18 protein-coding genes and 3 pseudogenes are annotated in these 18,021 nt (G+C 61.4%); 12 read left to right on the top strand and 9 right to left on the bottom strand.

Annotation, left to right across the window (positions count from 1 at the left end):
- Nucleotides 1-40 precede the first annotated feature (40 nt).
- Nucleotides 41-868, top strand: coding sequence for a nitroreductase family protein (locus THIX_RS09230; protein ID WP_112486005.1), 828 nt, complete (start codon nt 41-43; stop codon nt 866-868).
- Here the strand turns inward: THIX_RS09230 and THIX_RS09225 are convergent.
- The 4 genes and pseudogenes from THIX_RS09225 to THIX_RS09215 form a co-directional block, all read right to left on the bottom strand.
- On the bottom strand, nt 791-1,555 hold the full coding sequence (locus tag THIX_RS09225; RefSeq protein ID WP_112488279.1) for a nitronate monooxygenase: 765 nt from the start codon (nt 1,553-1,555) through the stop codon (nt 791-793). The two genes, THIX_RS09230 and THIX_RS09225, sit on opposite strands and share 78 nt — an antisense overlap.
- A gap of 8 nt (nt 1,556-1,563) precedes the next feature.
- Complete coding sequence (locus tag THIX_RS09220; RefSeq protein ID WP_233224734.1) at nt 1,564-2,079, bottom strand: YbfB/YjiJ family MFS transporter; 516 nt, start codon at nt 2,077-2,079, stop codon at nt 1,564-1,566.
- Nucleotides 2,068-2,529, bottom strand: a pseudogene (locus THIX_RS24110) (IS1634 family transposase); the annotation flags it as partial. The pseudogene THIX_RS24110 and the gene THIX_RS09220, both read right to left, overlap by 12 nt.
- 147 nt (nt 2,530-2,676) lie before the next feature.
- Complete coding sequence (locus THIX_RS09215) at nt 2,677-3,561, bottom strand: TrmB family transcriptional regulator (protein ID WP_112486004.1); 885 nt, start codon at nt 3,559-3,561, stop codon at nt 2,677-2,679.
- A gap of 89 nt (nt 3,562-3,650) precedes the next feature.
- Here THIX_RS09215 and THIX_RS09210 point away from each other — a divergent pair, with 89 nt between their 5' ends.
- The 3 genes and pseudogenes from THIX_RS09210 to THIX_RS09200 all read left to right on the top strand — a co-directional run.
- On the top strand, nt 3,651-4,052 hold the full coding sequence (locus tag THIX_RS09210; RefSeq protein WP_112486003.1) for a RidA family protein: 402 nt from the start codon (nt 3,651-3,653) through the stop codon (nt 4,050-4,052).
- A gap of 14 nt (nt 4,053-4,066) precedes the next feature.
- The gene (locus THIX_RS09205) at nt 4,067-5,272 is read left to right on the top strand and encodes an MFS transporter (RefSeq protein ID WP_146748492.1); all 1,206 of its coding nucleotides are present in this window, start codon (nt 4,067-4,069) and stop codon (nt 5,270-5,272) included.
- A 160-nt stretch (nt 5,273-5,432) separates the two neighbouring features.
- Nucleotides 5,433-5,660 (top strand): annotated as a pseudogene (locus THIX_RS09200) (IS4 family transposase); the annotation flags it as partial.
- A 40-nt stretch (nt 5,661-5,700) separates the two neighbouring features.
- Here the strand turns inward: THIX_RS09200 and THIX_RS09195 are convergent.
- A complete protein-coding gene (locus THIX_RS09195) occupies nt 5,701-9,354 on the bottom strand; it encodes a hydantoinase B/oxoprolinase family protein (protein WP_112488277.1) in 3,654 nt (1,217 codons plus the stop codon).
- A gap of 143 nt (nt 9,355-9,497) precedes the next feature.
- Nucleotides 9,498-9,791 carry a winged helix DNA-binding protein gene (locus tag THIX_RS09190; protein WP_112486001.1) on the bottom strand — a complete coding sequence of 98 codons (294 nt, stop codon included), beginning with the start codon at nt 9,789-9,791 and terminating at the stop codon, nt 9,498-9,500.
- Nucleotides 9,792-9,873: 82 nt separating this feature from the next.
- Between THIX_RS09190 and THIX_RS09185 the strand changes: the two are divergent.
- The 6 genes and pseudogenes from THIX_RS09185 to THIX_RS09165 form a co-directional block, all read left to right on the top strand.
- Nucleotides 9,874-10,179, top strand: a pseudogene (locus THIX_RS09185) (mercuric reductase); the annotation flags it as partial.
- Between the two features lie 355 nt (nt 10,180-10,534).
- On the top strand, nt 10,535-11,452 hold the full coding sequence (locus THIX_RS09180; RefSeq protein ID WP_158540846.1) for a YncE family protein: 918 nt from the start codon (nt 10,535-10,537) through the stop codon (nt 11,450-11,452).
- Between the two features lie 42 nt (nt 11,453-11,494).
- Nucleotides 11,495-11,950, top strand: coding sequence for a DUF302 domain-containing protein (locus THIX_RS09175; protein WP_158540845.1), 456 nt, complete (start codon nt 11,495-11,497; stop codon nt 11,948-11,950).
- Between the two features lie 108 nt (nt 11,951-12,058).
- Nucleotides 12,059-12,199 (top strand): hypothetical protein, encoded by a 141-nt coding sequence (locus tag THIX_RS23365; RefSeq protein WP_158540844.1) that lies wholly within the window; start codon nt 12,059-12,061, stop codon nt 12,197-12,199.
- Nucleotides 12,200-12,438: 239 nt separating this feature from the next.
- Nucleotides 12,439-12,891: a DsrE family protein gene (locus THIX_RS09170; protein WP_233224477.1), complete on the top strand. Its 453-nt coding sequence runs from the start codon at nt 12,439-12,441 to the stop codon at nt 12,889-12,891.
- 99 nt (nt 12,892-12,990) lie between these two features.
- Nucleotides 12,991-14,013, top strand: coding sequence for an IS5 family transposase (locus THIX_RS09165; protein ID WP_112485998.1), 1,023 nt, complete (start codon nt 12,991-12,993; stop codon nt 14,011-14,013).
- A 140-nt stretch (nt 14,014-14,153) separates the two neighbouring features.
- Here the strand turns inward: THIX_RS09165 and THIX_RS09160 are convergent, their stop codons facing one another.
- From THIX_RS09160 to THIX_RS09150, 3 genes are all read right to left on the bottom strand, one after another.
- Entirely contained in the window at nt 14,154-15,395 is a 1,242-nt protein-coding gene (locus THIX_RS09160; RefSeq protein ID WP_112485997.1) for a cation:proton antiporter, read from the bottom strand.
- A gap of 253 nt (nt 15,396-15,648) precedes the next feature.
- Nucleotides 15,649-16,203, bottom strand: a complete 555-nt coding sequence (locus THIX_RS09155) for an acyl-homoserine-lactone synthase (protein WP_112485996.1) — start codon at nt 16,201-16,203, stop codon at nt 15,649-15,651.
- Between the two features lie 83 nt (nt 16,204-16,286).
- Nucleotides 16,287-16,676, bottom strand: coding sequence for a DUF4902 domain-containing protein (locus THIX_RS09150; protein WP_233224476.1), 390 nt, complete (start codon nt 16,674-16,676; stop codon nt 16,287-16,289).
- A 157-nt stretch (nt 16,677-16,833) separates the two neighbouring features.
- Between THIX_RS09150 and THIX_RS09145 the strand changes: the two genes are divergently transcribed.
- Together THIX_RS09145 and THIX_RS09140 are read left to right on the top strand one after the other, a co-directional pair.
- Entirely contained in the window at nt 16,834-17,547 is a 714-nt protein-coding gene (locus THIX_RS09145; RefSeq protein WP_233224475.1) for an autoinducer binding domain-containing protein, read from the top strand.
- Nucleotides 17,548-17,785: 238 nt separating this feature from the next.
- Nucleotides 17,786-18,019 (top strand): hypothetical protein, encoded by a 234-nt coding sequence (locus tag THIX_RS09140; RefSeq protein WP_112488275.1) that lies wholly within the window; start codon nt 17,786-17,788, stop codon nt 18,017-18,019.
- The last annotated feature ends 2 nt before the right edge of the window (nt 18,020-18,021 follow it).

Raw genomic sequence — 18,021 nt, 5'->3', positions numbered from 1 at the left:
ATCGCGATCCATCTCACCGACATCGCAAAGGACATCCGCCGTGCCCACACAAACCCTCTCCCAACTCCTGACCACGCACCGCTCAATCCGGCGTTACCGGCCTGACCCGCTGGACCTCGAGCTGGTCTTGCGCATCTGCCAGGAGGCGGTGGCGGGCGCATCGTCCTCGGGCAACCTCAACAGCGTCTCAATCGTGCTCACGCAGGACCCGCAGCGCAAGGCCAAGCTTTACGAGTTGCACGCGCGCCAGCCCATGATCCTGCAGGCTCCGCTGGTCATGACCTTCTGCGCCGACAGCTACCGCACACGCCGTTGGCTCGCGCGCGGCGCGGCGGCGGACAACTTCAACAACTTCATGGGCTACCATGTGAGCGCCTTGGACGCGATGATTGTCGCGCAGAACGTCTGCCTGGGTCTGGAGTCGGTCGGGCTGGGCATCTGCTACATGGGCTCGACGTTGACCGCGATGGCCGAGATTGCCGAATTTCTGGAGCTACCTGACACCTGCGTGCCGATCGCGAGCATTGTCGCGGGCCATCCCGACGAAGACCCAGCCAAGCGTGACCGACTGCCTTTGAAGGCGCTGGTTCACCGCGAGAGATATATCTGCCCGAGTGACTCGGACATCGCGCAGATCTATGCGAGCCGTGAAGAGAGCGCTGTGGCACGTTACCAATCCGACCCTGCACTGAAGGCATGCTGGGCCGTGCATGGCATCACTTCAATGGCGCAGTGGTATTCGAGCAAGTTCAAGTACCATCCCGAAACCCTCCTTGCTGACTCGGCCCAGCTACAACGTGCGCTCGTGGCCCGCAACTTCCTGCCTCCGGGCTGGGTGGCGCAGCCTCTTGAGCCGCCGGTATCCTGAATGCTCCAGATGTCTGGATCTGATTGGGTGGATCACCGGCACGCGCACCGCATCGACGACGGCTGGTAGCAGAGAGAAGAGTCCGACCATGCCGGCCTCGGCTTGTGCTGCGTTGAAGGCACCCCGATGCCCGCCCGCCTCCATGCCTTGAACGACGATGGCGTCCGCACCGGCGCGCTCCGCACGGCGGGCTTCGGTGACTGTGGTCACTGTTGCAAACCACTGGATGCCGCGCGACTTCGCTTTCGCGATGAAGTCGCATGGGTAGATCCCCATGATGGAGGAGACCACGGCGGGACCGATATCCAGAATGGCGTCGCACTGCGCCGCGAAATCAGGCATCCGCACATCGCCATCTTCGCGGCTGGGTCGTGGACCCCAGTTGCCGAGAAAGGCACACATCGCCTCCTCGGTTGGGCCGTCACGGATCGGAGCGGGGTCGGGAATCCACAGGTTGATCTGAAATCCCCCGTCGCTGCCCGCTCTGAACGCCGATGTCCAGTCCCGAATGGCATCGGGCTGCATGAGCAGCGCGCCGCAAGCGCCGAGTCCTCCGGCATTTGCAACGGCAATCGAGAGTGAAGCCGGGCATGCCCCTGCCATCGGCGCCAGCAGGATTGGCATCCGAAGATTGTTCGCATCGCAGAAGCGGTTGGCGCGCGCCAGAGCAGGATTCGTCGTCGGCATGATGGACCTCATGGTTCATCGCAAGACCCAGACCCTACATCGGCGGCATCGGGCGTCCATTCGCCAACACCCTGTTCCACGGGACGTATGGCACTTTGTGTCCGCACCATGGCAAGGCCTGTTGCCGCAAGGAGGGTCAGCGCCGCGAGCAGCAGCGGCGCATCGAAGCCGTGCAGCCGCGCGGCCAGCCACGCCGCAGTCAACGGCCCGACGATCTGTCCGCTGCCGAACGCGGTGGTCAGCGCGGCGATCAGGCGGGTGTGGTCGTGCGGTACAAGCAGGCGCGCTTCGCGCATGACCACCATGACGACCGGCATGAGCACACTGCCGATCAACATGGTCGCCAACGCGAGACCGATGATGCTCGGCCAGACCAGAATCAGGGTGATGCCCAAGATCATTGAGATACAAGTTCCGGCCAGCGCGCGGCGGTTGTCGATGGACCGAAGAATGCGCGGCAGCAGCAGGGTCAGGACAATGGTCGCGGCGCCGTAGAGCGGCCAGAACGCACCCAGCGAGAACATGCATTGACGCTCCACCTTGCCCGATTTGCCCATGCCGTGCACGCGCACGTCGCCGGGCACCTCGCTCTCGCCGGCGACGCTCACCGTCGTGAGGTCGTAGAACACCACCGATAGATCCTGATCGACCAGCAGGCGCAGCAGCATCGACAGCGTCTTACCGAGGGCGTCGGCATGTTCGTCGATCACGTCCATCGCCCGCAGCAGGTGCTGGTGCTGCGGCGCCTGCGAGGAGGCATACTGCGCCGGCAGGGCCACCGTGTCCTGCCAGCGCAACACGCCGAGCTTGCTCTGCGTGTCGCTGAGGCGGTTCCACACCATGGCACGCAGGCACCCCAGCACGTCGACCTCGGTCTTGGAGCGGCGCCAGGCACCGGCCAGTTCATCGAGTTCGAGCTGCTTCTACAACTGCGACAGCGCCCACACGTCCTCCGCCTGGCGGCTGGCGTGCCACTACAAGCATTCCAGATGAAACGGCGCTGCGGCGCGCTCAAGTCATTGTTCAACACGCTCAGACCTGCGCGCGACCCGCCCGCGCGTGCCGAAATCGGCCTCCAAGTGTCGAACTTGGGAGGCCCACAGAGATCGATCGGTTCGTTTTCAATGGCGCCCACCTTTGCCTTTCTTGGGCGGGTCAGATTGTTGCGACATCGACTGCAAGGTACCCACGGTATCCGGCTCCAGCAGAGCCGTTGCTTGGGGATCTTTGCGCACTTGTTCATAAAGGCGCGCGCCCATCGCATTGATCAGAAGACGGCCCAGGACGTCCGCTTTGACGTACTCGATGGCTAATAAACCGAGGATGCTATTGTCGGTGACCACAGCTTCGTCCGCTGTGGACGTGCCGAACTCGGCAATCACGGCGTCCCGATCGTCGGCAACCACCAGCGACAGGCGACGGCCCCCGAGTCGTTCGCGCGCGCTTGCACCACATTCGGTCAAGTCGTAGCAGTAGGGGCCCGTCAACCTCGCCGACCCATAAACCGCGACATGAACCTCGACGCCACGTGCGCTGGCCTGCTCGAGCGCGACGCGAAACTCGGGCATCTCCTCATCCCAGATCGCCGCGAACAGTCGGCGACTGGCGGCATGAATTGCCGCGTCGAATGCAGCGGCAATTGCAGAGCGCTGGCGCAGCGACCACACCAGCCCAGGCTCCCGCGCTGCAGGCATCGCGGAGAGCGATCGATCGACTTGCGACAGGTCCGCCTCGAACCGGCGGCGGATCGCATCCAGGACTTCCGGGTAAGGCACGGCTGCATACAGCACCGGCTCCGAGCGTTGCACCAGCGCGGCTCCTTTGGCCTCCAGGCGCTGCAGTGTCTCGTAAATCTTGGACGGCGGGACGCGCGAGAGCTTGCCGACCTCATGCCCATTCAGCGGCGACTGCTGGACCAAGGCGCAATACGCCTGCGCCTCATATTGCGAGAAACCGAGGCGCAACATCGCAGCGAGCAGGTCGTCTGGTAGGGGATTGTTGAGCATGCATGAAAGGCTAGCATGGTCCTCTGTTTATGGATACACTACCGCAGTAGTGTAGTTAATGGAACTGCACGCAACCGGAGATCACCAGCATGCGAAAGCTCTATTCCTCAGGCTCGACTTGGGAGCAAACCGTCGGTTATTCGCGGGCCGTTCAAAGCGGAAGTTCGCTCTACGTTTCGGCAACCGCTGCTGGCGGTCCCGATGGCAAGGTCGTCGGCAGCGATGTGTACGCACAGACACGCTATATCTTGGAAAAACTTGGAAAGGTACTGGCCGACGCGGGCTTTGGCTTTGATGACGTGGTGCAGAGCCGGCTCTATCTCACGAATATCCAGACATGGAAGGATGCTGGTAGGGCGCACGGGGAGGTTTTTGGGGCGATTCGGCCCGCTCTGACCCTGCTGCATGTTCTGCCCTTCGTTGATCCCGAAATGCTCGTCGAGGTCGAGATCACGGCAGTCAAGACGAAGTCCGACGCGACCGCATCCTGAACGGCGGAGATTCAGTGAATACGGTTTGTCAGCCTGAACTGGAGAAACACGGGTCTGGGCTGACCGCTTTCATCGCCCTTGCGGCGGGGATGGCGATTGCCAATAACTATGCCCTTCAACCGGCCTTACCTGATGTGGCCAGGACACTCCACATCCCGCTTGCTTCGACAGGATGGATCGCCGGGTGTCTACAGATCGGTTACATGCTGGGGATCGTGCTGCTGGTTCCCTTGGGGGATCGGCTCAGTGCTTCGCGGCTGGTGGTCTGGCAATTTGGGCTCCTGGCCGTGGCGTTGTTCTGGGCGGCGGTTTCTCCCACGTTTTTGTCGCTCTTGCTGGCCTGTGTGTGGGTCGGTGCGATGGCCACGAACGCCGTTCACCTGCAGACGATCGCGTTTCGCATCGCAGAACCCCAACAGCGAGGCCGCATGGTTGGAACGGTAGCCGCGGGCATTTCGGCTGGAATCCTGCTCAGTCGCTTCGTCGGTGGATCCTTGGCGCAGGCCAGCAGTTGGCGGATGATGTTGACGGGATTTGGGCTCTGCGCGTTGATCTTTACCGCTCTGTCGTTGCGCTTGCTCCCCGATCAGCGTGAACGAAGTTCGCAGGGCTACGCCGCATTGCTGACGTCACTGCCGACGCTGCTGCGCAAGCATGCATTGCTGCGAGAAGGAGCGCTCGTCGGGGCCTGTTGGTTTTTTGTGTTCAGTATGTTGTGGGTCACACTGATGCTGCAGGTCTCCACAGCCCCATTGCACCTGAACACCACACAGGCAGGTCTACTGGGTTTTGCGGGAGGTGCTGGACTATTGGCAACACGCCCCGCCGGTCGACTCGCCGACCGCTTTGGTGCTCGCCCCTTGATCCTATCCGGACTGTTCTTGGTCATGGCCGGTGTCGCCATGCTGGGGCTGTGGCCACAGTCTCTTCCACTCACCATCGCTGGAATCGTGCTGTTCGACGTCGGCTGCTTTGCGGCTCAGGTGGCGAACCAGACGCGACTCATGGCGATTGATGCTGAAGCGCGCAGTCGAATCTACAGCGTCTATATGTTCATCTATTACGCGGCAGGAGCCGCCGGCTCGATCATGGGTCCCTTGGTCTTGAGCCGATGGGGATGGACCGGTGTGACGGTTCTTTGCCTTGTGCTGACCATGGGTGGCGCGGCATGGACGGTGCGCATGCATCGACACTCTGAACTGCTGCAGAAGCAAGGGTGAATTACGGACCGCAGGTGCAGCCGCCGTCATGCCCAACGGTCAATTTTCGGTCGGCGCCAACACTCCGGAGGCAGCGCAGCGCGGGCTCGATTTTTTTGGATGCGCTACTCAAGCAGCAAGACCAGGCGGTGGACATTGTGGCGGTGGCGGAAGCCAACCCACCAGCGAGAACGCGGTGAAGACGCAAATCTGGTGCGCCATTGCCACGTACGTGCTGACCGCCGTCATCAAAAAGGAGCTTCACCTCGATGCATCGCTTTACACATGTCTACAGATTCTGTCGGTCTCGGTTTTCGAGAAAACCCAGCTTTCGTGCGCCTTGCAGCCCGATCGCACCCAACACGAACTTGCCTTGATCGCTAACCAATTGAATCTGTTCGAGATTTAGCCGGACACTACTGGGACTAGCGCATTGTGAACATGCGAGTTCAAACAAGAGCTTCGCCGAAACCCCCGCCTCCGGGGGTTTCGATGACGAACACATCCCCCGCTTGCATCTCCACGCTGGCCGTGGGCCCCAGTCGCTGTATCAGCCCGCCCGCCCGCTCGACGCGGTTGATGCCCAGGGCACCTGGCTGACCGCCCGCCATGCCGAAAGCCGCCACCTTGCGGCCATTCGACAGGATGGAAGCGGTCATCGGCTCCAGGAAGCGGATGCGCCGCACGCCGCCGTCCCCGCCCCTCCAGCGCCCCGCGCCGCCCGAACCCTCGCGGATGGTGAAGCTCTCCAACCGCACCGGATAGCGGAACTCCAGCACCTCCGGGTCGGTCAGGCGCGAGTTGGTCATATGGGTCTGCACCACCGCCGTGCCGTCGAAGCCGCCAGTGAGCCGGCCCTGCGCGTCGAACACGCCGCCTGCGCCGGAGCCGCCGGCGATGGTTTCGTAATACTGGTGGCGGGCGTTGCCGAAGGTGAAGTTGTTCATCGTGCACTGGCTGGCTGCCTGCACGCCGAGGGCGCCGAACAGGGCGTTGGTGATGCACATCGAGGTTTCCACATTGCCGGCCACGACCGAGGCCGGTGATGCGGGCGCCAGCATCGAGCCCTCGGGAATGAGGACCTGCAGCGGCTTGAGGCAACCGGCGTTGAGCGGAATGTCGTCGTCCACCAGGCAGCGGAAGACGTAGAGCACCGCCGCCATGGTCACGGCCCTTGGCGCGTTGAAGTTGTTGGCCTGCTGCGGCGAGGTGCCGGTGAAATCGATGACGGCGCTGCGCGCTGCCTGGTCCACGCGTATCGCCACCGCGATGCGCGCGCCGTTGTCCAGATCGAGCACGAAGCTGCCGTCGTGCAAGGCGCCGATCACGCGGCGCACGGCCTGCTCGGCGTTGTCCTGCACATGGCGCATATAGGCCTGCACCACCGCCAGGCCGTAGTCCGCCACCAGTTGCTGCAGCTCCTGCGCGCCTTTCGCATTGGCCGCGATCTGCGCCTTGAGGTCGGCGAGGTTCTGCTGCGGATTGCGCGCCGGGTTGTTGCCGCTCGCCAGCAAGGCCAGGATCTCGGCTTCACGCAAGCGCCCTTGCGCCACCAGCTTGAAGTTGTCGATCACCACGCCCTCCTCCTCGATGCTGCGGGAGAACGGCGGCATGGAGCCGGGGGTGGTGCCGCCGATGTCGGCGTGGTGACCACGCGAGGCGACGAAGAACAGCACGCTGCGGCCAGTGGCATCGAACACCGGCGTGACCACGGTCACATCGGGCAGATGCGTGCCGCCGTGGTAAGGGTCGTTGAGCATGAACACATCGCCGGGTCGCAGGCTGCCGGCGTTGCGCTGGATCACGGTGCATATGCTCTCGCCCATCGACCCCAGGTGCACCGGCATGTGCGGCGCGTTGGCGATGAGGTTGCCTTCGACGTCGAACAACGCGCAGGAAAAGTCCAGCCGCTCCTTGATGTTCACCGACACCGCCGTGTTCTGCAGTTGCGCCCCCATTTGTTCGGCGATGTTCATGAACAGGTTGTTGAACACCTCCAGCAGCACCGGGTCAGCCTTGGTGTCGTGCGTCGAAGCGGCGGCCCGTGGGGCGATGCGCGTGAGTTCCAGATGGTTCAGCGCTGTGATGCGCGCCCGCCAACCGGGTTCAACGGCAATCGTGGTATTGGCATCGGCAATGACCGCTGGCCCATCAATTCGCTGGCCGGGCGCACCGATGTTGCGCAATACGAGCGCGGCGTCATGCCAAACGCCGCCACTGTAGAGCTGGATACGATCCCGGATCGGCATCGCATCCTCTACGGCATCTTCGAGCTGACTCTCGCGTATGACGTCGCCGCCGCCAGCGGCTTCCACCGATACTGACTCCACCACAAGCGGACGCGAAGGCAGCAGGTGTGCGAAGCGCTGTTGATAGCTTTGTTCGAAGCGCTGCGTGATTTCTTTGAGACTGCCCGCGTCAACCGCCAGCACGGAATCTGTGCCCTGGTAGCGCACATGCACGCGCTGCAGTACATGGATGCGATCGAGTGCTACCCCCTGCCCGAGTAACTGCTCGCGGGCTGCGACGGACAAGCCCCGGAGCGCTTCGTCGATGTGCGCTCCCGCTTCAGCATCGAGTTCAACCTCCACGCTGCGCTCCAGTATCACCGTTTGTTCGGCCAGCCCCATGCCGTAGGCCGACAGCACACCGGCCAGGGGATGGATGAACACGCGCTCCATGCCCAACGCATCGGCCACACGGCAGGCGTGCTGCGCCCCGGCGCCGCCAAAGCATTGCAGGGTGTAGCGCGTGACGTCGTGCCCGCGCGCCACCGAGATGCGCTTGATGGCCCCCGCCATGGCCTGCACCGCAATGTTCACGAAGCCCTCGGCCACGCCCTCGGGCGTCTGGGCGCGGCCCGTGTCTCGCGCGATCCGCGCCGCAAGTTCGGTGAAGTGGCGGTGCACGGTCTCGGCATCCAGCGGCTGATTGCCCTGCGGACCGAACACGGAGGGGAAATGCGCCGGCTGGATGGTGCCCAGCATCACATTGGCGTCGGTCACGGTGAGGGGTCCTCCGCGCCGGTAGCAGGCCGGCCCGGGGTTGGCCCCAGCCGAATCGGGCCCCACGCGCATACGCGCGCCGTCGAAGTGCGGCATCGAGCCCCCGCCAGCCGCCACCGTGTGGATGCTCATCATGGGCGCGCGCACGCGCACCCCGGCCACCTGGGTCTCGAAGGCGCGCTCGAAGCTACCGGCGTAATGCGACACATCGGTGGAGGTGCCGCCCATGTCGAAGCCGATCACCCGTTGGTGGCCTGCCATTTCCGCCGTGCGCGCCATGCCGACGATGCCGCCCGCCGGCCCCGACAGGATGGCGTCCTTGCCGCGAAACGCATGCGCCTCGGTCAGACCGCCGCTGGACTGCATGAACAGCAGCCGCACCCCCGGCATCTCGGCCGCGACCTGGTCCACATAGCGCCGCAGGATGGGCGAGAGATAGGCGTCCACCACGGTGGTGTCGCCGCGCGAGACAAACTTCATCAGCGGGTTGGTTTCGTGCGAGGTGCTGACTTGTGTGAACCCGATGTCGCGGGAGATCTTCCCTGCCACCTGCTCATGGACAGCGTAGCGATAGCCATGCATGAATACGATGGCCACCGCGCGCAAGCCGGCGTCGAACGCCTCTTGCAACCGCGTGCGCAGGTCCCCTTCATCCAGCGCGCGCACGACCTCGCCGTCAGCACCCAGGCGTTCGTCAGCCTCGATGACGTGCTGGTACAGCAACTCGGGCAGCACGATATGGCGGTCGAATAGCCGCGGCCGGTTCTGGTAGGCGATGCGCAAGGCATCGCGAAAGCCCCGCGTCGTCACCAGCGCCACCGGCTCGCCCTTGCGTTCCAGCAGCGCGTTGGTCGCCACGGTCGTGCCCATCTTCACGCACTCCACCCGATCCGGCGTGATCGACGCATCAGGCGCCAGGCCCAGCAGTTGCCGGATGCCCGCCACTGCTGCGTCGCGGTACTGCTCCGGATTCTCCGAAAGCAGCTTGTGGGCGAGAAGAGTCCCATCAGGCTTGCGCGCCACGATATCGGTGAAGGTGCCGCCACGGTCGACCCAGAATTGCCAGCGCCCGGATGTGCTCAGGTTGTTGTCTTGCATGTTGCTCATCGGAATGTTGATGGTTTTGGTAGGGAGTATCGAGTGACTCTCTCAAGTAAGTCGCTGGAGATGCGCAGTGTTTCCTGGTCCCAAGGGACGGACTTCGCTGCGACGTCCAAGGTGCCCACTCAACTAAAACTGCATCAGAGTGAACTAGCAGCGCGCGCCGCTTGGTCATAAAGGCCGCTCATGGTCCGGAGCATGCGCGCGACTTCTCCGAGATCCTGGTTCATCTGCGCATCAAGATTGGCGATCAGACACTGCTCCCGCACCTCTCGGTATTTGTACACGGCCTCTTCGCCCGCAGATGTCGGGCTGTAGAACACCTCCTTGCCGATCTTCTCGGTCTGTGCAAGGCCGGCGGCAACCAACTTCTTAAGGGCGTAGGCCACCACATGGACGTCCTCATAGTTGAGGACAAAGCAGATGTCGGCCAACTTCTTGTTGCNTCGGTTCCAGGACGGTTACACCCTGGTACACGGTGCGTACGGTCCGCTTCGACCGCTGTCTCATCGCCAACACATCCAGACCGACAGCCGCACGCTGAGTTTGGAGAACGTGCCCAGAGCCCTGGCCAACTTCGACACCCGGGGTTTCATCAAGCTGGTCGCCGAAGTCGGCTCCGGACGCCTGATCGGCGTGCAAGCGGTGGCTGCCGAAGCCGGTGAACTCATCCAGACAGCGGCACTCGCCATCCGCAACCGCATGACGGTGCAGGAACTGGCCGATCAGTTGTTCCCCTACCTGACCATGGTGGAAGGCCTGAAGCTGGCCGCCCAGACCTTCACCAAGGACGTGACACAACTATCGTGTTGCGCGGGGTGAGCTGTTCGCGACCCCTTCGCCCCAAGCGACGGTAGCACGCGGATACGTCTTTATGCCCATCGGGGTGTCAGGAACTTTAGCCTATTCCGACCCATCCACTGGGGAGTATGCAACCCGATCCCCCCGAAGTCCCCGCGTCGGTTGATTTGCACTTGCTCGAGGCGGCTTGCACCCATGCAGCCGTCGTCCCCCCCTTCCACCCAACCCCAAGGAACTTTGCCCGATGAAACCCTGCTTGCGTCTGTCCAGCCTTGCCTTGTTCGCACTGATGGCTGTGGCGGCTCCCGCCGCTCCTGCATATGCCTCCCCGGCGGGCACATCCGCGCTCTTGGTCGGAGCCTTCCCGGCCCCACCCATGGGGGGCGGCCCGGGCAAGATGGCAGTGGTGCGCTGGCCCGGCAATGCTGCGCATGTGGTGGCCTTTGGCCAGGCCGGCACCCCCAAGGGGAATAGCTTTTTTGTCGGTGTGAATGCGCAGGACCACCAAGTCTTCATCCCGAGTCTTGCCGGGACCACCAATGTGATCGACCTCCGTACAGACAAACCAGTCCGGCAATTCAAGAGCATCCCGGGTGGGCGCGTGGCAGTCGTCTCGCCCGACCACCGTCTGGTGTTCGTGCTCTCCGGCAAGGCTTTGGCGGCGTACTCAACCCGCGATGATGCGTTGCGCTACGAGATATCGGTTGGTGGCAATGCGCTGGCGTTCAACGCGGACGCCAGCCACTTGTATGTGGGTGGCAATATGGATACGGCCATCGCCGATATCGATCCCTCCACCGGTCACATCCTGCGGCGGATCCCCATCGGCCATTCCGGCGATCTGGTCTGGGCGCGCGGGCTGTTGTTCTCTGCGGACATCCAGAGCGGTGTGATGAGCGCATTCAATCCCGTGACCAACGCGATCTTCAGCATGCCCACGGCTGAGGTCGATCCCCATTTTGCGTACGCCAAAATCCCCGCCGCCACGGCTGGGTTCATGCAACTGGCGGTCAGTCCCGACCAGAACAGCGTGTACGCGGCTGGGTTCTCCGGGCATATTCTTCGGTTCTCCACCACCGGGCCGCGCTATCTGGGTGAGGTCAAGGTCGCTGTCGGCAAGGCAGGTCCCGACAAGCTCAGCGGCCTCGCGGTGCTGCCCCATGGCGCCGAGGCCATCACGACCATCGAGAACCGCCACGAGTCCGTGGTGGTCGATCTGCGCAACGGCCAGGTGCTCCAACGCCTGCCAGGCATCGCCAGCAATCGCTGGGTGCTGGCGCACGAATCCGAGTGATTTGTGATGGATGACTGGAACCCGATCAACAAGGAGATTGAGATGTCCAAATTCCTGCTGGCCTTTGCTGCCGCATTTGTTCTGGTCCAGAGCGCCTGGGCACAAGCCCCGCGAGTGATTGAGGTGCGCAGCACGCATACGGTTGCGCAGACGCTGCAGCACTTGGAACACGCGGTCCAGCAACGCCATTTGCACATCGTGGCGGTGGTGGATCACAGCGGCTTGGCGCACAAGGCGGGGCTGGAACTTCGGCCCACCAAGCTGGTGATCTTCGGCAATCCGGCCTTGGGCACGAAGTTGATGCAGATGAACCAACAGGCAGGACTTGGGCTGCCTTTGAAAATGCTGGTCTGGGAAGACGCCGAGCATCGGGTCTGGTTGGGCTATACCGACCCTGCGGTGTTCGCCCAGCGCTACGCCATCAGTCCCTCGGCCCAGCCCATTCTGACCATGACCAAGGTCCTGCATGCGATCGCTGCTCAAGCCGCTGGGGGCTAGGCATTGAGACGAAGTCATCGCATTGCCGATGACTGGATCCGAACGCACCACGGCTGATGTACGCAAAACTGTTGCAACCTTCTCGCGCAGGCTTTGAGAGGGCGATCCATGATGCCCGGCTTCATCTCGGATCTCATTGATATTGATGTTGATATAAGCGCTAACTTATATTTAATCTGCGCGATGTTTTCTGGTGAATCAATCCGCAACGATGCGGATGATTGGTGCGGATTGACGTTGAATCCATGAAAATTATGGATGTCACCAAACATAATAATGCGTTAGCTTTATTGCGGATAAGGCGCACAATTCCCCAGACCTAACCGCCAGGGAATGGCACAGCCGGCCGCGACGACTTGCAGTAGGCGGTCGATTTTTGCAGCCCCCGGTCGATAGGAATGCATGAATTTTCCACGCAACCCGAGGATGCAAAGATGCATAAGCGAGATTGGAGGCGCCTGGCGCGTCACACCCTGTTGGCCGCAGGGATGGCCATGGGCGGCATGGCGCTGGCGCAAGCCGCCAATCCGTCCATGCTGAGAGATTTCAGATTCGACCACCCCACCTTCGTGCACAAGCTGCCGTTTGCGCAGTACAACCTGGTCCTGCAGATCAGCGAGGCCAACCCCGCGTTGTGGAGCCTCACGCTGAACAATGCGCAGAACGTCCTCGATTATTTTGGGCACGATAAAGCACGTGTTGTGATCGTGGCGTATGGGCCGGGTCTGAAAGTGCTTTTGAAGAACAGCCCCTTGGCAGCCCGCATCGCATCCGAAGACGCCGAAGGCATCGAATTCGACGCCTGCCACGTCACCATGGAGGCGATGGCCAAGACGCTTGGGCACCTGCCTGAACTGGTGCCGCAAGCCGTGGTCGTGCCGGGGGGTGTGGTACGCATCATGCAATTAGAGAAAGATGGCTTTGCTTATCTCAAACCTTGAATGGATCAAGGTGTTAACGATGGATTGCGGGGTCTAAGGAAGCACTGATTTATTCGCCCGACCGTGACGGGGTGGTCGAGCCGAGCTTGAACTGGGACAATGGTGAGGGGTGGCCAACCACGAGGAACGGCAGTGCAGACGAGCTTTTCTGAGTACGAGTACGCGAGCAAGGCGCGTGTGACCAGGCGGGACCGGTTGCTCGGCGAGATCGAGGTGATGACGCCGTGGGGCGAGTTGGTTGCCGCGATCGAGCGGCACTATCCCAAGGGCGGCGGACGGGGCCGTCCGCCGATCGGTCTGGAGCGCATGCTGCGCATGTACATCGTGCAGAACTGCCTGGGGTTGTCGGACGAGGGGATCGAGGATGCGGTCTACGACAGCCAGGCGATTCGCCGGTTCGTGGGCATCGACCTGGGGCGCGAAACGGCACCGGATGCCACGACGCTGTTGAAGTTCCGGCGCCTGCTGGAAGACAAGCAGTTGACGGATGTGATCTTCACGACGATCAACGCGCACCTGGCGGCGAAGGGCCTGTTCCTGCGGCGCGGGACCGTGGTGGATGCGACGATCATTGCCGCGCCCCCGTCGACGAAGAACGAGGCGAGAGCGCGCGATCCCGAGATGCACCAGACGAAGAAGGGCAACGCGTGGAAGTTCGGCATGAAGGCGCACATCGGCGTCGATGCCGAATCGGGTTTGGTGCATACGGTCATCGGCACGGCGGCCCACGTGGCCGACGTGACCCAGGCTCAGGCGCTGCTGCACGGCGACGAGGAGGATGCCTTCGGCGACGCTGGCTACGCGGGCGTGGACAAGCGCGAGGAGAGCGTCGGTGTCCCGGTCAACTGGCATGTCGCCATGCGCCCCGGCAAGCGGCGGGCGCTGCCCCAGCACGGCTGGGGCGAGAAGCTGGAGTGGGTCGAGCAGATCAAGGCCAGCCTGCGGGCCAAGGTCGAGCATCCCTTCCACGTTGTGAAGAACCTCTTCCGGCATCGCAAGACCCGCTACCGCGGCCTGGCCAAGAACGCCGCGCAACTGCTCACGCTGTTCGGCATGGCCAATTTGATGCTCGCGCGCCGCCATATTTTGAACCTCGGCGCCCGAGGTGCGTCCGGCATTTGAAAAGTGGAGGGAAAAACGCCCCCAGGCGTCTGTTTGGGCCTGATTTCTGAGCCATTTCGACCGCATCTGCATCATTTTGAAGCAGCGCTCCGCCGCTGGTCCAGAACCCGTCACCGCAACGTCATTTGTTCAGCGCTTCCCTAAGGAGGAATAAGGTTAGATGCCTGACACGCCATGGATTTGCGACGAGTGTAGAAGCGTACGAGTGGGGCTGCCATCGCGGTAGTAATCAGCGCAAATATCACCAGCATCGAGTAGACTCGAAGCGGCAAAATGTTCAACTGCAGGCCAACGGACAACACGATTAATTCCATTAGCCCTCGCGCGTTCATCAACGATCCGATAATTGCTGCGTCATTCGCAGACTGGCGAGCCAAGCGTGCCCCAAAGTATGAGCCGGAAAATTTGCCAATAAAACCTACGCAGAGGAACATGCTGAGCCAGAACCACGAGCTGTAGCCATCGATTGCAGAAATGGATGTATGCAGGCCTGTATAGGAAAAAAACACCGGCATTAGAACAATGCGGATGAAACCACCAAACCACTGATCCCACAGTTCACGCAATTTTTGAATTTCGCGCAACAGCATACCTGGCAATAATGCGCCGAAGGCACTATGGAAGCCGAGGTTAGACGTGACCCAGGCCGACGCGAAGACAAAGCAAACTACGATGGTCATCACCGCTCGTAAGCTATTGCGACGGATTTCTTGCAGAATGATCGGGCTGATCACGTAGCGTGTCGCTACGATGCAGCAGGCGAGATAGGCCGTGAGTTCGAAAACACTGCGCACGCTGTTGGCAACACTAGCCTCGGCAGTAGAGAGCGATGCAACAAGCGCGAGCAGCAGCCAGCCGGCTACGTCGGTGATTATGGCGGCAGATAGCGCGGCAGATGCAGCCGGGTACCGGCCTAGATCGAGATCTACGACCATCCGTGCCATGACGGGCACAGCAGACACAGACAGTGCGGTGCCGCAGAACAGGGTGTACGGCAGAGCTGGAACGCCTGGCGCGAGCATGTCCTTCGACGACAGTGCGACAACCACTCCACCAACGAAAGGTGCCACGAAGCCTAGACTTGCAACAATTCCAGGCAGATAAAGGCTGGAGATCGACCCTGGGGCGCGCCTGTAGCTGTGTAATCCGATCTCGAACATCAGCAGCACCAGTCCAACTTCGCCAAGTTGCGACATGCTAGGCGAAGCGATCGGCGCAAACATTGCACCATAAAATGATGGCGTAAGTGCGCCAAATACCGATGGGCCGAGCAAGATTCCAGCAATGATTTCGCCAACCACGCGGCACTGGCCGAGATGTTCTGCAATCCATCCGCATGTATGACAAGCTAGGATTATAATTGAAAGCTGGAGTAACCACATGGCGGTATACTTCAGACAGTGGCTCGACTGTCAAAATCCACGGCTGCAAAATGCTGCAGTTCCAAGATATCTGAGGAAGCTAGCGGCGGAGTGCGATTCACTGGCTGAGTGAACATCGCCTTTGAGGCCCCATTGTCAGCGGACCGAAATTTCGCCTGCAACGCTGCAGATCTGGCTCGATGCTCGGATAATAAGGCGATTATTTCCATGGCGATCTAAATTAAGGCGGAAGATCTCGTGAAAACACGCGGATTCAGGTACATGAAACCCAGCACGCAAAAATCGGATGCCTATCAATAATCATGGGAGGCCCCGCGCGGTGCGCCTGGAAGCCAGCCCTCCGCAGCAACCTTTCCACCCCAATATTGGTCACCATAATCAGCCGCTTGGCCCCTTGCTCCGCAGCGCAAACAATAGACGCGCGCATCAATGCGATGGCCGCTTCTGAGGACATCTTTCCCAGCGCTGACGTGGTCTGACTGTTGAAATCCGTGGCCGCGAAGCGCGATAACTCCCAGACATCCGGGGATGCAGGTGGGGCGAGGCCGTTCAATAGTTGTGGGAAAACCTCGCCCAGGAGGTAGGGGCGCGTGGTGGGCAGTAGCCGGGCGCAGCCGCAGACATGCCCCTGATCATCCCGGCCAACAACATAGACGGTGTCCGGGCGATCGAACTGGTCGGCTTCAATGCCATCTTTGGAAGGGACGTTCCATTCCAGCTTCTCGACGAAAACCCGATGTCGGTAGCGCCCGACGCTGGTGTGCAAGCCCTGCTGGAGCTGCGCTGGGGATCCTGTCACGATCTGCATACCACCTCCAATTGGCATAGATACTTGGAGATGTATTCAACCTGCGTCAACACGGACGCGTAACTGTCAGCTCTGACAGGTCATCACGCGTAGCGGGAACTAATGAATTGCGCAACAGCCCCTTGCCAGGGCCATGAGGCGATCAGGCGCTCCAGTTCTGCGTCGGTTTTGCGCATGCCCAGATCATGGTGCTGCGCATCCACCAGCATCACGTTACTCCGGGGGGAACCAAGCCGGGTGTAGACGAACGGCGTCGCGCAAACATCCAGCCACCAGTCCCAGCCCAGGGTGATCACGGGGGTCGCGGTGCTCATCCATTCGGCGTAGCCGGAGATCTGGTCCAGATTTGCACCTTCACAGGAGGGTGGTGATCCGTCATGTTCATCCAACCCGGACAGCAGATGGATGAATGGGATCGCCCTTAAACTGTCCAGGGTGAGACGGACTAAGCCGTCATCTGAAAGGGTCATCATGGGTGCTCGGGCCAGCGCTGGCCCATGAGTAACAGTGGCGTGCATCACGGTTGTCGTCCTCGACGAAGTTCGAACAGAATACGTTACATGACGACACAGTACAGGGCAAGTGTCAAATATGACAGCCCCTCTCAAGGACTGTCCGCAGGAGAAGGCCGTGAAGGGATGGCAAGAACACGAACTCCATGCATTGCGGACGATCACGTGTGACGCGCAATTGTTCGAGGTCGTCGTCTCAATGGTCCAATCCCTCGGATTCGACCATTGCTCCTATGGGCTGCGTACGCCACTACCGGTCTCCCGACCCAAGGTGCTGTTGCTGACCAATTATCCGCGTGCCTGGCAGGATCGATACAAGGAGAAGGGTTATCTCGCTGTCGACCCGACGGTCCGCCATGGCACACGTTCCCTGCAGCCCGTCGTTTGGTCGGACGCGTTTTTCACCTCGAATCGCGATTTCTGGGAAGAAGCCCGATCGTTCGGCTTGTGTGTTGGCTGGGCGCAATCCAGCCGGGACGTGAACAGCACGATGGGGATGTTGTCGGTGTCGCGATCGGGGGAGCCGATCTCCGAGATCGAGCTGCGCGACAAGGAGGTCAAGCTGGCTTGGCTGACGCAGATGGCGCATCTCGGGATGTCGCGCATCCTCACGGCCAAGCTGATGCCCGAAGCGGAAGCCCAACTCACCGCCCGCGAAATCGAGGTGATGCGCTGGACGGCGGAAGGGAAAACCTCGTCGGAGATCGCCGACATCCTCAACATCTCCGAGCGCACGGCGAATTTTCACATTGCCAATGCGATCACCAAGCTGAATGCACCGAACAAGACCGCCGCAGTCATTCGAGCCGGAATGCTGGGGATGCTGGGTTGACCGCCTCAGCTGCGCCCAGAACGACGCGGAAGCGGTGACCATCGAACCTTCTAGACATCTTGCACACCCTGTCAAGATTGACAGGTGGCTGCACGTGATGCCCAAAATACGATAGATGGTTTGCGTTTCTGTGTGCCCAGGGCAACTCTTATCAGCCGATGCATTTCATCACACAGATTGATCAGCTCGCAGCCTGCAGCACTTCGCCTCATCCTCATCCAAACCGATGGAATCCACGATGGCATCCTTCAAATATGCAATCCACCTCCGCCAGGACAGTAACAACGCATTCGATCAAAAACACCCGCCCGGCATCGTTGCGCCGTACGCCGGCATTTATCGTTGCGTTGTGTGCGGGGAAGAGATTGGCATTGCGCAGGGGCACACGCTGCCGCCGCAAAACCATCATCAGCATCCCGCCGGGCGTGGCAGGATCGAGTGGCAGTTGCTCGTGCAAGCGCACGGCCATTGAGG

This window comes from Thiomonas sp. X19, from assembly GCF_900089495.1.
GTDB lineage: Bacteria > Pseudomonadota > Gammaproteobacteria > Burkholderiales > Burkholderiaceae_C > Thiomonas_A.
The sequence above is the reverse complement of the archived record's forward strand: the minus strand, read 5'-3'. Positions and strand labels throughout refer to the sequence as shown.

Coding starts and splice junctions, on each gene's coding strand:
- THIX_RS09140 (WP_112488275.1), top strand. CDS start 17,786: ATGGCATCCTTCAAATATGCAATCCACCTCCGCCAGGACAGTAACAAC.
- THIX_RS09210 (WP_112486003.1), top strand. CDS start 3,651: ATGCGAAAGCTCTATTCCTCAGGCTCGACTTGGGAGCAAACCGTCGGT.
- THIX_RS09195 (WP_112488277.1), bottom strand. CDS start 9,354: ATGCAAGACAACAACCTGAGCACATCCGGGCGCTGGCAATTCTGGGTC.
- THIX_RS09220 (WP_233224734.1), bottom strand. CDS start 2,079: ATGTTCTCGCTGGGTGCGTTCTGGCCGCTCTACGGCGCCGCGACCATT.
- THIX_RS09170 (WP_233224477.1), top strand. CDS start 12,439: ATGGCCATGGGCGGCATGGCGCTGGCGCAAGCCGCCAATCCGTCCATG.
- THIX_RS23365 (WP_158540844.1), top strand. CDS start 12,059: ATGATGCCCGGCTTCATCTCGGATCTCATTGATATTGATGTTGATATA.
- THIX_RS09165 (WP_112485998.1), top strand. CDS start 12,991: ATGGTGAGGGGTGGCCAACCACGAGGAACGGCAGTGCAGACGAGCTTT.
- THIX_RS09180 (WP_158540846.1), top strand. CDS start 10,535: ATGGGGGGCGGCCCGGGCAAGATGGCAGTGGTGCGCTGGCCCGGCAAT.
- THIX_RS09160 (WP_112485997.1), bottom strand. CDS start 15,395: ATGTGGTTACTCCAGCTTTCAATTATAATCCTAGCTTGTCATACATGC.
- THIX_RS09225 (WP_112488279.1), bottom strand. CDS start 1,555: ATGCCGACGACGAATCCTGCTCTGGCGCGCGCCAACCGCTTCTGCGAT.
- THIX_RS09215 (WP_112486004.1), bottom strand. CDS start 3,561: ATGCTCAACAATCCCCTACCAGACGACCTGCTCGCTGCGATGTTGCGC.
- THIX_RS09175 (WP_158540845.1), top strand. CDS start 11,495: ATGTCCAAATTCCTGCTGGCCTTTGCTGCCGCATTTGTTCTGGTCCAG.
- THIX_RS09155 (WP_112485996.1), bottom strand. CDS start 16,203: ATGCAGATCGTGACAGGATCCCCAGCGCAGCTCCAGCAGGGCTTGCAC.
- THIX_RS09150 (WP_233224476.1), bottom strand. CDS start 16,676: ATGATGACCCTTTCAGATGACGGCTTAGTCCGTCTCACCCTGGACAGT.